This is a genomic window from Nocardia sp. NBC_01388, from assembly GCF_045040085.1.
Taxonomy (GTDB): Bacteria; Actinomycetota; Actinomycetes; order Mycobacteriales; family Mycobacteriaceae; genus Nocardia.
In genome coordinates this window covers 586241-599070 of record NZ_CP109553.1, presented here as the reverse complement: position 1 = coordinate 599070, position 12830 = coordinate 586241, and the positions used below count along the sequence as shown (strand labels likewise).

Sequence of the window (12830 nt, the reverse complement as noted above, 5' to 3'; positions counted from 1 at the left end):
CTAGCTTAAGTACGGAATCGTAGTTACGGTTCCGTACTTAAGTGCGTCAGCAGCTCGACATGGAGGTCGCCAATGTCCGATGGAATCGTGGACGCCGAGCCGTGCGTAGTCGTCGGAGCGGGGCCGGTCGGCCTGGTGGCCGCGCTGGCGCTGGCCCGCAAGGGAATTCGCGTGCTGGTTCTCGAAGCCGAACCGGAGGACCGGGTGCGGCCCGGCAGCCGGGCGATCGCGCTGATGTTCCCGACACTGCGGCGACTCGACCAGGTGCTGCCGGGGCTCGGCCGGCAGATCTCCGCCGCGGGGGTCGCGCCGACCGGTTACGACGCGTTCTACGGCGGCCGCCGAATCTTCAGCCAGCACAACAAGAATTTGACCCGGCTCGCCGCCAGCCTGCCGCAGCGCACCACCGAGCGGCTGATCCTCGCCGAATGTGCTTCGCACGGAGTCGAATTTCGCTGGGATGCGGCGGTCGCGGGCGTCGACAGCGACCCGGACGGCGTCACGCTCACGCTGGCCTCGGGCGATCGGATCCATGCACCCTATGCGATCGGCGCGGACGGCGCACGATCGGTGGTGCGCAAGGCAATCGGGGTGCGGATGGACGGGGTCACCGACGAGACGCCGTTCATCATTGTCGATGTGGACGAGCATCCGGACGGCTCGACGCCGATGGCCGGTTACTTCCATTACGAGAGCCCCGAGCTGGGCGGCCGCAATGTCATGCATATGCCGTTCGCGACCGGAATGCGGATCGATCTGCAATGCCTGCCCACCGACGACGTGGAGTACCTCGCCAGCCCCGGCGGTGTGCGCGAATGGGTTTCGAAGGTGGTCGACCCCTGGTACGGGCAGCACGTGCAGTGGATTTCCACCTATCGCTTCCATCAGGTCGTCGCCGATTCGTACACCGACGCGCACCGCAGGGTCCTGCTGGTCGGTGAGGCCGCGCACCTGTTCGCGCCGTGGGGTGGGCGCGGCCTCAACTCCGGTGTGTTCGATGCCGCCGACGCCGCCGACGCCATCGCGACGGCCATGTCCACCGGCGATCCTGGGCGCCGCCGCGAATTGATCGAACGTTGCGCCGAAGACGGGCGAAACTGGGGTCTGCACAATCGGGATATCTCATCGAAGGCGCTGCGGGTCATGCGCGGTACGGACCTGGTGACCAAGGTGAAGCGAGAAGTAGCGTCTCGGCTCGCGCCGAGGGTCTGGCCCGCGGGCGCCTGGCTCGCCAATGGCCCCCTCCAGGTCCCGGTACCGCGCCCGGGTGCTCGGGCCTATTACTGACCATGACTACCGTGGGTGCGGTGAGCTCACCTGCCAAGCGCCCCCGCCAGCCGCGGATGCTGCTCGAAGTGCGCCGCGAGCAGGTCTTGGATGCGGCGCTACGACTGCTCAACCGGAACGGGTTCGGCGCACTCACCATGGAGGCCGTCGCCAAAGAGGTCGATCTCGCCAAACCCCGTGTCTACGCGGCATATCCGGGTCTGGAGCCGATGCTGGTCGCGCTGCTCGAACGCGAGGAGCAGCGCGCACTGATGACGCTCGCCGACGCCATGCCGGTGTTCGAGGACACCGGCGACTTCGACGACATCCTGCTGGATGCGATGACCAACCTGCTGCGGGCCGTCGCCGCGAATCCCGAATCGTGGCGCTTGCTCTTCCTGCCCGCCGATGACGCCCCCGCCCCGGTCCGCACACGCTTCGACACCGGACGGCGGTTCGCCCTCGAACAGCTCACCGCGCTCCTGGAGTGGGGTCGCGGTCGCCGCCCGGGTCTGGCCGAACTGGACCTGGAACTGACCGCGATCTCACTGCTGGCCATCGGCGAGCAGGCCGGGCGCATGGTGCTCTCGCAGCCGGATCGCTTCACCCCGGAACGCTATCGGGCCTTCGCCCGCGGACTCCTCGGCACGATGTCGGCGCCTTCCGGCTCGTGAGCGGTCTGCCTTTGTCAGATCGGAACGGCCGGGTCAGCGCGCCGCTTCCGATCGCCGCGGATTCGTTGTGCGGCAGTACCTTTCGCAGCAGCGCGGGAGATGCGAAAGCCGCGATGGCCCCGCCGACCATCACCCCGAGCGCCAGAAACGGCACCGCCTGGATCAAGACCCCCGTGAAGATCGTGACCGCCGTCTGCAACCGGGCGGACGCGCCCACCGCACGCGCCAGCGGCGCCTGCAGCAGCAGCCCGACAACGAGCAGCACCGCCAGCGCATAGGTCGATGAAACCTTCCTCCAAGTGGACGGCAAGACCTTCTTGCAGGGCAAACGAGACGGCTGGATGGCCAAGGGATTCAACGAAACCGACGCCACCGATGCCGAGGGTGAGCAATTGCTCGAACCCCGCTCGATCAATGATGTCGAGGTGACGTCGAGCTTGACGCCCGAGACGTTCGGGTGGCATCTGGATCCCGCTGGGGACCTCGGAAAACCGGTCGTAGTCGGTAGGGCCGCCACCATCGACGGCCACTCGGCCGAGTCCTTCATCAGCGGCAAGGTGACGACCTACGTGAGCTCGGGGCATATCGTCCGGGTGGTCGACGAGAATTTCGACGTACAGGTCGCACCCATGACTTCCGACGACGTAGCGCGGTTCTACAGCGATCTCCAGCCGACCGTGACCGCACTCGACGACGCGTCGAATACCGAAACACGGGTCGATTCCACAGGCGGCTGGAGCAATCCCTGCGGGCCGGCGTGCACCGCCATAGAAACATTGACCAGCACGCCACACCCTTTCCTGTCGATCACCATGCCCGGCTACACGATTCCGGTGGACAACATCTTCGTGTCCTATCAGATCGTCCTGACGATCAACGGGGTTGTGACACCCCGGCCCGACTGTTCCGGAGTCGTGGAGATACCAGGGAACGGGACGACCACGCTGTCCTGCTCATTCACCGCCGGTCCGGGATCACAGGTGAACGCCTCCCTGGCAACCCGTCCGGTACTCGGCAGAGCCGCGGCGGACATCCTGGTGAAGACCCTCGGCGACAATGCCGAACGAAGCCGGGACAAGACCGCCTGCCCGGCCACGTCGGTCCGGGGCTCCACAGGCTGCTGATCGATCCATTCGAGCGCCGGGGGGCAGCGTAATCTGCGTCCCCCGGTCCCCGAAGTCGCCCTGCGGCCTGTCAGGCCACGGTCCACTGGCCGGTGCGGTCGGACATGCCACTGTCCATTCCGAACTGCACCTTGGCGATTGTCGCGTCCACCGGAACCTGGAACACCAGGAAACCGAGCGCATTGTCACCCGGAGCGATGGTCAGCGCGGTGCCGAAATTCGGTCCGGCCGAGGTATCGGCGGTGAGCGAAGCGGCGAAGGTCTGGCCCTGGCTGTCGACCACCTTCGCGCCGTTGGACGGCGCATCGCCGTATGCGGCGGTGCCGGTGTTCGCAATCCGGAATTGCACTGCGTAGTAACGCTTTCCGGCCGGAAGCACATCCACGTCATCCCCAGCCGTCGGTGCGTCGATCACCTGCACCACCGTCACATCGGCCTTCGCGCTGCCGCTCACGATGCCCTTCAAGCCGATGGTGTCCCCGACCTTCGCCGGCGCGGCCTGCGCCGCGGCGCACCACCCGAATTCGCTTTGGTGACAACAGCATCCCCGGACGACGAACCGCAACCGGTCAGAGCGACCGACACCGCGAGCGCCCCCAGCAGAGCAATGGAAGCAACGGCGCACATACTTCATTCCGAATTTCTCCCCTTCAATGTGCCATTGTGGCAACACATCTTGATCGCGGGGAAAGATCATCGTGTCAATCGCCGGTGGTCGAGGACCTCTATCGCTGCGGATCAGACTGCGTCACAGCGGGTTTGCTTGCACGAATTCGTAAGCGTAGGACACCAGGCCGTCGCCGATCCTTCGCGTGTCGACCAGACGCAGGGGCTTCCGGTCGCCGGTCTCGTCGAAGAGACGCAGGCCGGTTCCCAGTACGACGGGGAAAACGACCAGACGCAGTTCATCGGCCAGGTTGTGTTCGATCAGTGTGCGCGCGAGCCGATAGCTGCCGTAGACCAGGATCTCGCCGTCCAATGTCCGCTTCAGTTCCGAAATCTCCTTTACCGCATCGCCGTTGAGGACCGTGGTGTTGTTCCACTGCGGTTGCTCGAGAGTCGACGATACGACGTACTTGGGGAGGCTGTTCATCCTCGCCGCCCACTCGCGGCCGACGCGAGCCTCCATCTCCGGCGCCCGGGACGCGAACCACTCGAAGCTCCGCCTGCCCAGCAGCAGCGCCTCGGCGCCCAGCGCTTCCTCGGTCTCATTGGCGGTCCAGTCTTCGAGGTCCCCGACGCCGACGAACTGGTGGAACCAGCCGCCCAGCTCGAAACCCTCCGCGCCGTCCGGATCCTGGACCACTCCATCGAGAGTGACATTTGTGCTGAGAACGATCTTTCCCATTTCCGTGCTCCTTTGACAATGCTGTCGGCTATCACTGGTATCGACGCCGGGGCAGCGGAAAAGGGGGCGCGGCGCGACCGCCCCTTTCGCGCTTCGGCCGGCGTCCATACGGCATGGAACTGCACACAGGGAATGAGGTGACGGGCGTGGAGTCGGCGCGAACGGATCTGATGTCGAGGGCGCGGGCGGGCGACGGGGAGGCATTCCGGGCTCTGACCGAGCCACACCGCCGGGAGCTACAGGTGCACTGCTACCGAATGCTCGGATCGTTCCAGGACGCCGAGGACGCGCTCCAGGACACGATGCTCGCCGCGTGGCGCGGCCTCGACCGGTTCGACGGGCGCGCCGCCCTGCGCACCTGGCTGTACCGCATCGCCACCAACCGGTGCCTGGACGCGCTGCGCTCCGCTCGCCGACGGCCCGCACAACAGTGGGACAGCCCGGGATTCGAACCACCTGAACCCAATGGTTTCGGCGAAATCCATTGGCTCGAGCCCTATCCCGACGCACTCCTGGACGGCGCGATCAATGTGCCGCTCGGCCCGGAGGCGCGCTACGAGCAGGCCGAATCCATTTCCCTGGCCTTCGTGACCGCCCTGCAGATCCTGCCGCCCCGCCAGCTCGCCGTCCTCATCCTGCGCGACGTCCTCGGATTCCACGCGAACGAGGTAGCCGAAATGCTCGACACGACAGTCGAATCGGTCAAGAGCGCCCTCAAACGCGCACGTGCGGGACTGGACCGACGACTGCCGATGACTCGTGACCAGCCGCCCACCGGCGACTCACCCGCAGAGGATGCGATCGTGGCGAAGTTCGTCAGCGCCTACGAGGCCGCCGATATCGACGCACTGGTGGCCCTGCTGACCGACGACGCCTTCATGTCGATGCCCCCGATCCCACTCGAATACCACGGCCGAGACAGCGTGGCCCGCTTCTGCGCCTTCGTCTTCGCCACGGCACAGCGCTTCGAACTGGTCCCGACACGAGCCAACGCCCAACCGGCACTGGGCGTCTACCGGCACACCCCGACCGGCATCCACGGAGCCGGCCTGTTCGTCCTCACCCTCACCGGCGACCGAATCGCCGCCATAACCCGCTTCGAAAGCACTGTCCTCCCCACATTCGGCCTGCCGCGATCGCTTCCGAGTGTGCGGTAGATCTGCACTGCGCCATCCGGGACATTCTCACTTGAGCGGACTATCGTCAGCGATGAGTTTCGGCCACCCGCCCCGTCGGTACCGACGAGGGCACATGCACCTCGGATCACCCTCCATGGCGAAGAAGGACACAATGAAACTCGACGACTCCGCACGCCGACTCATCGCTGCCGAGCCCGCGACGCTGGTCACGGTCAATCGCGACGGCAGCCCGCAGGTCAGCCTGGTCTGGATGGCGGTGCGGCGCACGGCCGACGGCGACGATGAGCTGGTCACCGCGCATTTGGCGGAACATCAGAAAGTCCGCAATGTCCGGCGCGACAGCCGGGTTGCCGTGACCTTCGTATCGACCGACCGCACCACGCTGCAGCCCCCGTATCTGTCGATCAAAGGCACCGCACACATCGAGGAGGGCGGCGCGCCCGAACTGCTGGACGAGATCGCCACCGCACTACTGGGGCCGGGCACCGGTTTCCCGCCGCCCGGTGCGCCGGCGGGATACCTCACCCACATCGCGATCGAGCACATCGGTGGTGTCGGGCCCTGGGCATCCTAGGACGCTACGGACCGTGCTGACCTCCGGCTTATATCGCTTGCGGTAGCGGCCGGAGGTGCCGCACAATGGCCGCCGATGCCAGGACCTGCGGAAATCCGAAACCAGCGAGCCGTGTGCGCACGGCTGCGCTCGAGGATTGCGGCGACTGGGTGGAGCGAATTCAGCGAACGGGTGGTTCATGTTCGATGTGATCATTGCCGGGTGCGGGCCGACCGGTGCGATGCTGGCCGCCGAACTGCGGCTGCATGATGTGCGGGTACTCGTGCTGGAGAAGGAAACCGGGCACGCGTCGTCGTTCGTCCGCATAGTCAGTCTGCATATTCGCAGTCTCGAGCTGATGGCGATGCGCGGACTGCTGGACCGCCTGCTCGAACGCGGCCGGCAGCGCCCGGTCGGCGGCATCTTCGCCGCCATCCCCACACCCGCGCCCGCCGGCCTGGATTCCGCGTACGCCTATCTGCTGGGCATCCCGCAGCCCGTCGTCAATCAGCTGCTCGAAGAACATGCGATCGAGCTGGGTGCGCAGGTCCGGCACGGTTGTGCGGTAACAGGTTTCGAGCAGGACGACGACGGTGTCACCGTCGAGCTGGCCGACGGGGAGCGGCTGCGGTCGCGTTTCCTCGTCGGCTGCGACGGTGCGCGCAGTGCCGTGCGCAAGCTGCTCGGCGTCGGCTTCCCCGGCGAGCCGTCGCGGAACGACACACTGATGGGCGAGATGGAACTGGGTGCGCCGCAGGAGCAGATCGCCGCCAAGGTGGCCGAAATCAGCGCCACCGACCGGAGATTCAGCATCAGGCCCTTCGGCGAAGGCGTCTACAGCGTGGTACTCCCCGCCGAGGGAGTCAGCGAGGATCGCTCGCAGCCGCCCACCCTCGAGGATTTCACACGGCAGTTGCGCGCCCTCGCCGGAACCGATTTCGGCGCGCACTCCCCACGCGGGTTGTCCCGCTTCGGCGATGCCACGCGGCTGGTCGAGCATTACCGGGTCGGGCGGGTGCTGCTGGCCGGCGATGCGGCGCACATCCACCCGCCGGCCGGCGGCCAGGGCCTCAATCTGGGCGTTCAGGACGCGGTCAACCTCGGCTGGAAACTGGCCGGACAGCTCCAGGGCTGGGCACCGGAATCCTTGCTGGACAGCTACCAGAGCGAACGTCATCCGGTCGCCGCGGACGTCCTGGACAACACCCGCGCCCAGGTCCAACTCTCGTCCACCGAACCGGGCGCGCAGGCCGTGCGCAGACTGCTCACCGAATTGATGGACTTCGAGGAGGTGAACCGCGCTCTGACCGAGAAGATCACCGCGACCGCCATCCGCTACGACTTCGGCGCGGGCCCCGGCCTGCTCGGTCGCCGACTGCCCGATATCGACCTGAAACAGGGCCGCCTCTACGACCGGTTACGCCGGGGCCGCGGCCTGGTAATCGACCGCACCGAGCGTCTGACCGCCGACGGCTGGTCGGACCGAGTCGACCTCATCGCGGATCCCACTGCGGCACTGGATGTTCCGGCACTCCTGCTCCGACCCGACGGCTATGTCGCCTGGATCGGTGACGACCAGCAGGACCTGAACGACCACCTCGGCCGCTGGTTCGGCAAGCCCGCCAACTGATTTCGAGCAGTTGCCGGGCACCGGCGTTCAGTGCTGTTCGGCGAAGTCGTGAGGCCACAGGCGTTGCCCAATTGCCGGGACGGACAGCAGCACCCCGGCCGGACCGCTGTCGGTGAATGCGTCCAGCCGTGGGCCGGTATCGATCAATGCCAGTGCCGTCACCAGGTCGTGGCGCTGTTCGGCCAGTGAGATGGCCGCGTAGCCGCCCGTGGAATGCCCGACGACAATCGCGGCGCGCACGCCGAGTTCATCGAGCACGGCCCCGACCGCGACGTCCGCGATTTCACCGGCACGCCGCTCACCTCCGCCACCGGCGAACCCTGGCTCGCCGTCGACGACAAAGCCTGGCCGTCGAGTACAAAACGCTAGCGGCGGTGCAGGGTGACGGGGAGGGCCGAGGGTGAGAGGACGAAGTCCCGATTCGAGGCTCGGACTTTGTATTTGACGTCGGGGGTGGGGCGCCAGCGGCTGAAGAGGGCGGCCGACGCCAGGGCTATTTCGAGCATGGCGAAGTGGTCGCCGAGGCAACGGCGGCGGCCGACGCCGAAGGAGAGGCTGGCTTTCTTCGCGGCGTCGTCGGATCGGCCCGGGGACCAGCGGGCCGGGTCGAAGGCTTCCGGATTGGGGAAGTTGCGGGGGTCGTGCTGAACCATGTAGGGGCTGAACATGATTGCGTCACCGGCGGGGATGGTGAGGGTTCCGAGGACGAGGTCCTCGGTGGCGTTGGCAGCGCTGATCCACGGGCCCCAGAAGCGAATGGTCTCCGCCACAACCTGTTTCAGGTAGGGCAGTGAGTCCAGGTGGACGGGCCGTACCGGTTCCGAACCGATGACGGCGTCGAGTTCCGCGTAGAGCCGCTCGGCGACCTCCGGATGCCGCATGACCTCGTGCCAGAGCCAGCCCGCCAGGGACGCCATCGATCCGACGCCGCCGGCGAGCATCAGAATCGCCTCGTCGATAATGTGCGCATCGGAGAGCGTCGCGCCGGTCTCACTGTCGGTGTGGCGGATGAGCGCCGACACCACATCATTGAAATCCTCGTCGCGGCGGCGGTATTCGGTGATCACCGCGCCCACGGCGGTGCGCAGATGATGCGCCTTGGTCTGCCAGCGATGATTGGCGATGACGCGCAGGCGGCGCACCTGCGGGGGCAGCGCGGTGCGCAGGATGACCTGACTGAGCAACCACGGCACATTGTCGCGGATCTCGCGGCGCGCGGCATTGCCGAAATCGGCTTGGAACAGTGTGGAGGACACGGTGTCCAGGACCAGCCCGTGCGCCTCGTCCATGAGATTCACCCGGTCACCGGTCGCGAGCCCCGCCGACCAGGCATTCGCGATATCGGCTGCCGATTGCGAGTATTCGGCAAGCCGGCTCTGCCGCAGCGCCGGCGAGATCATTCTGCGGCGCAGCTTGTGCTCCTCGCCGCGCAGCACATTGACCGAGCCGCCCGCGACATCCTCGATGGCCTCGCGCAGATCCTCTCGGTCGAATTCGGCCTCGCTGAGCTGGACCTCCCGCACCAGCTCGGGGGTGGTGAGCAGGTATCCGGTCTTGCTGCCGAAGCGAATTCGCACGATCGGCCCGAGTTCGGGCAGCGATTTCACGAATCCCGGCGCGTCCCGCAGAGCGCGCAGGCTGTGGCCCAGCACCGGCAATTGCCCCGGTGCGGTGGGTATTTCGGCCAAAGTACGAGGCAGCGCCGGTGCAGGATGGTGCGCGTCGGCCTCGATCGCCCGCAGGTACACCTCCAGCACCTCATCGATATGCCGGGACTGGTGCGCCGATGCTCCGCTCTCCCCCAGCACCTTTCGCATTCCCGCGAGTGCACTGCGATCGGCGGCGAGCTCCGAAATGGTCGCGGCCAGTGCGTCCACGGAAGAATCCCCGGCCAGCACACCACCACCCTCGGGCACCGTTTCGCCCAGCGCGGGATCGCTGTAGATGATCGGAAGCCCCACCGCGACGGCTTCCAGGAGCACCATGCCCTGGGTATCGAATCCGCTGGAGGGGAACAGCAGCGCATCCGCTACCGCCATGGCCTCCAGACACTCTCGCTGGGTGGTCCTGCCGTGCAACCGAATTCGACCGGCCAATCGACGCGAGGCGATGAACCCCGCCGCGGCGCCGCGCAACTCACCATCGCCATAGATGTCCAGCTCGCAGTGCTCATTACGCTGCACCGCTTCGATCGCTTCGAGCAACCGTTTCTCGGCGGAGAGCCGCCCGCACCACACCAGCCGCAGCGACCCGTCCGATGAATTCTGCTGAGCCACAAGGTCTTCCAGTAGCGCATCGTCGACCCCATTGGAGACGACGCGCAGCGGCCGGGTCAGCCCGTGCGCCAGTAGCAGATCGGCGAAATGACGGGTCGGCGCGATCACCTGATCCGCCGCCTCCGCCTGCCCGGCAATGGTCCACCAGGCATGCCGCGCCGCACGGCTTTCCAGCAGCCGCGGCATGTGGTGCCGATGCGGTACGAAGCGGCCGTGCAGCAGGCGCAGCGCCAGTGCGGTCGGATACGGTGCCGGCGAGGTGCGTTCGATGAAGGCGTCGTCCCGGCTCTGCGCGGTGTGCACCAGCGGAATACGATGCCGCCGAGCGGCTTTCATCCCGGAGATGGCGACGCCGTAGGTGGTGTGGGTATGCACGATATCGATCGGGCCGCGCGCGGCGAATACGGCGTCGATCAGCGCGTCATTGCCTTTACTGGGCAGCACCACCGAGAACCCGTTCACCGCCGGTACGGAAAGCGGTTGCAGCTGCACCACATTCGGGTCCGTGGATTCCGCGCCGGGCGCCGGCGCGACGAACAGGGTGACCTGGTGACCGGCACGTTCGAGTCCGTGGCGCAGCGAGTCGACGGCGGTTTGAACGCCGCCGAGCGTGGTCGGGTGGTAGTCCACGAACATCGCGATGTGCATCACCGACACTGTACTGATGCGGGGCGGTAACTGAAACGCCCACATTTCTATGGTCTGGACGGCATGCTGGGCAGCACCGAGTGTCGAAGCATCCCACCACCACAATGCGTCCCACCGACTCGCTGAAAGAAGCCCCGTGCGAATAGCGATCCCGCTGACCGGAACCCGAGGGGACGTGCACCCGGTCGTGGCGCTCGGGCTCGAACTGCGGCGACGCGGTCACGACGTGCTGGTCGGCGCCCCGCCCAATCTGGTCGAATTCGTCACCGCCGCCGGGTTGGCCGCCCGCCCGTGCGGACCCGATATCCAGCAGCTCTACAGCTCCGAGGCGGGTCAGCAGGCACTGGCCGCCGGAAATACGCTGCGGCTCATGCAATTGGTCGCCGGCCAGATGTCCGAGTACGCGGAGCAGATGAACAACGAGGCCATCGAGGTCTGCGCCGCGGCCGAGCTGATCGTGGCCAGCACCGTCACCGAGGACCGTGCCGGTTCGGTGGCCGAGGCGATGGGCGTACCGCTGGTCAGCCTGCACTACTTTCCGGCCCGGGCGAACAGCGCCTATCCGTTCCCGGGCGCCCTGCCACCGCAGTGGAATCCCCCGGCGCTGGTCAACCGCGCCACCTGGACGGTCGCGGAGAACCTGCGCCGCGTGGTGTTCATGCGCTACCTCAACGACCTGCGAACCACGCTCGGCCTGCCGAAGACATTGACGAGTCCCGCCGCGGCGCTGGCGCGGGCACACGTTCCGGAAATCCAGATCTACGATCCGGCACTGGTTCCGGGACTGCCGGAGCAGTGGGACGATCGGCGGCCCTTCACCGGCTTCCTCACCCTCGACCATGCCACCCGTGCGGCGGTGGGCGAGCTGACCGGCGATCACGAGGGCATCCTGTCCTGGATCGACGAGGGCGAACCACCGGTCTTCTTCGGCTTCGGCAGCATGCCCATCCGCGATACGGCGGCCGTACTGGCCATGGTCGAGCAGGTGTCCGCCCGGCTCGGCGTGCGCGCCCTGATGAGCGCGGGCTGGAGCGATCTGGATGCCGCGACCTCCCGCGCCGGGAAACACGTCAAGATTGTCGGCCCGTTCGCCTACGACACCGTCTTTCCCCGATGCGCGGCCGCGGTGCATCACGGCGGTATCGGCACTCTGTTCGAGAGCCTGCGCGCCGGACTGCCGACCCTGGTGTGTTCGGTATCGTTCGAACAGCCCATGTGGGGCGGTCAGGTCGAGCGCCTGGGTCTCGGCGCGCATCTGCCGTTCACGCGACTCACGGCCGCGCGCATGGAGCAGGCCCTCGCACCGCTGCTGACGCCCGAACGCCGCACCCGGGTCACCGAATTCGCGAAGACACTGCGCACCGAGGGCACCGTGGCGCACGCCGCGGATCTCGTCGAGGCCGCCGCGAAATGACCGCACCGGTGGTCGCGGACACCTATGTCATGTTCCGCCGGTGCGCCCGGCGCACACTGCGCAGTCCGGATACGCTCATTATTTCGCTGACCATGCCGATCCTGGTCATGCTGCTGTTCACCTACGTCTTCGGCGGCGCGATCGACGTCGGCGGCCCGTATCTCAACTATGTGGTGCCCGGAATCATGCTGCTCTGCACGGGATTCGGCGCCTCCATCACCGCCACCAGCGTGTGCACCGATATGACGAAGGGCAGCGTCGATCGCTTCCGCACCCTGCCGATGTTCCGGCAGGCGCTCATGGCCGGACATGTCACCGAGGGCGTCATCCGCACCATGGCGGCCATCGCTATCGCGGTAATAGTGTCGGTGCTACTGGGTTATCGTCCGCATGCCGGGCTGATCGGCTGTGTCGCGGCCGGCGCGGTCATCACCCTGTTCGTCCTGGCGATCACCTGGATCGCCGTCGCTCTCGGAATGGCCGTCGACAATCCTGAAGCCGCCGGCGGTCTGACCTACGCCATCACGTTCATCCCGTACGTCAGCAGCGCATTCGTCCGGACTTCCACCATGCCGAGCTGGATGCGCGGTTTCGCCGACCACCAGCCCGCGACGCCGATCGTGGATACGGTGCGCGGACTGCTGGACGCCAACGGCACCGGACACTGGGTCGCCGCGATCCTCTGGTGCGCGGGATTGGCGGCAATCGGTTTTTCCGGTGCGGCAACCATTTTCGCTCGATTGGCACACCACTGAGGG

Annotated in this window: 13 protein-coding genes; 9 read left to right on the top strand and 4 right to left on the bottom strand. The window is 66.8% G+C overall.

The window, feature by feature from the left end; translation table 11 throughout:
- Positions 1–72 precede the first annotated feature (72 nt).
- The 3 genes from OG716_RS02835 (at position 73) to OG716_RS02825 (ending at position 3064) form a co-directional block, all read left to right on the top strand.
- On the top strand, positions 73–1287 hold the full coding sequence (locus OG716_RS02835; RefSeq protein ID WP_405136133.1) for an FAD-dependent oxidoreductase: 1215 nt from the start codon (positions 73–75) through the stop codon (positions 1285–1287).
- A gap of 20 nt (positions 1288–1307) precedes the next feature.
- The gene (locus tag OG716_RS02830; protein WP_405136132.1) at positions 1308–1940 is read left to right on the top strand and encodes a TetR/AcrR family transcriptional regulator; all 633 of its coding nucleotides are present in this window, start codon (positions 1308–1310) and stop codon (positions 1938–1940) included.
- Positions 1941–2239: 299 nt separating this feature from the next.
- Positions 2240–3064: a hypothetical protein gene (locus OG716_RS02825; protein ID WP_405136131.1), complete on the top strand. Its 825-nt coding sequence runs from the start codon at positions 2240–2242 to the stop codon at positions 3062–3064.
- Between the two features lie 70 nt (positions 3065–3134).
- Here the strand turns inward: OG716_RS02825 and OG716_RS02820 are convergent, their stop codons facing one another.
- Together OG716_RS02820 and OG716_RS02815 are read right to left on the bottom strand one after the other, a co-directional pair.
- A complete protein-coding gene (locus tag OG716_RS02820) occupies positions 3135–3518 on the bottom strand; it encodes a DUF4352 domain-containing protein (RefSeq protein ID WP_405136130.1) in 384 nt (127 codons plus the stop codon).
- Between the two features lie 294 nt (positions 3519–3812).
- Positions 3813–4412 (bottom strand): dihydrofolate reductase family protein, encoded by a 600-nt coding sequence (locus tag OG716_RS02815; RefSeq protein ID WP_405136129.1) that lies wholly within the window; start codon positions 4410–4412, stop codon positions 3813–3815.
- 113 nt (positions 4413–4525) lie between these two features.
- On the opposite strand from OG716_RS02815, the gene OG716_RS02810 reads away from it, so the two are divergent.
- From OG716_RS02810 to OG716_RS02800, 3 genes are all read left to right on the top strand, one after another.
- The gene (locus OG716_RS02810) at positions 4526–5569 is read left to right on the top strand and encodes a sigma-70 family RNA polymerase sigma factor (protein ID WP_405136128.1); all 1044 of its coding nucleotides are present in this window, start codon (positions 4526–4528) and stop codon (positions 5567–5569) included.
- 133 nt (positions 5570–5702) lie between these two features.
- Positions 5703–6125 (top strand): TIGR03618 family F420-dependent PPOX class oxidoreductase, encoded by a 423-nt coding sequence (locus tag OG716_RS02805; RefSeq protein ID WP_405136127.1) that lies wholly within the window; start codon positions 5703–5705, stop codon positions 6123–6125.
- A gap of 178 nt (positions 6126–6303) precedes the next feature.
- Positions 6304–7734, top strand: a complete 1431-nt coding sequence (locus OG716_RS02800; RefSeq protein ID WP_405136126.1) for an FAD-dependent monooxygenase — start codon at positions 6304–6306, stop codon at positions 7732–7734.
- Between the two features lie 27 nt (positions 7735–7761).
- Here OG716_RS02800 and OG716_RS02795 read toward each other — a convergent pair whose 3' ends face one another.
- Positions 7762–7974, bottom strand: a complete 213-nt coding sequence (locus OG716_RS02795) for a hypothetical protein (protein WP_405136125.1) — start codon at positions 7972–7974, stop codon at positions 7762–7764.
- Here OG716_RS02795 and OG716_RS02790 point away from each other — a divergent pair.
- Positions 7948–8103 (top strand): hypothetical protein, encoded by a 156-nt coding sequence (locus OG716_RS02790; protein WP_405136124.1) that lies wholly within the window; start codon positions 7948–7950, stop codon positions 8101–8103. The genes OG716_RS02795 and OG716_RS02790 overlap by 27 nt on opposite strands.
- On the opposite strand, the gene OG716_RS02785 is transcribed toward OG716_RS02790, so the two are convergent.
- Positions 8100–10658 (bottom strand): cytochrome P450, encoded by a 2559-nt coding sequence (locus tag OG716_RS02785; RefSeq protein ID WP_405136123.1) that lies wholly within the window; start codon positions 10656–10658, stop codon positions 8100–8102. The two genes, OG716_RS02790 and OG716_RS02785, sit on opposite strands and share 4 nt — an antisense overlap.
- A gap of 136 nt (positions 10659–10794) precedes the next feature.
- On the opposite strand from OG716_RS02785, the gene OG716_RS02780 reads away from it, so the two are divergent.
- Both OG716_RS02780 and OG716_RS02775 read left to right on the top strand, forming a co-directional pair.
- On the top strand, positions 10795–12072 hold the full coding sequence (locus OG716_RS02780; RefSeq protein ID WP_405136122.1) for a glycosyltransferase: 1278 nt from the start codon (positions 10795–10797) through the stop codon (positions 12070–12072).
- Positions 12069–12827 carry an ABC transporter permease gene (locus OG716_RS02775; RefSeq protein ID WP_405136121.1) on the top strand — a complete coding sequence of 253 codons (759 nt, stop codon included), beginning with the start codon at positions 12069–12071 and terminating at the stop codon, positions 12825–12827. The genes OG716_RS02780 and OG716_RS02775 overlap by 4 nt, the downstream gene beginning before the upstream one ends.
- Positions 12828–12830: the final 3 nt, after the last annotated feature.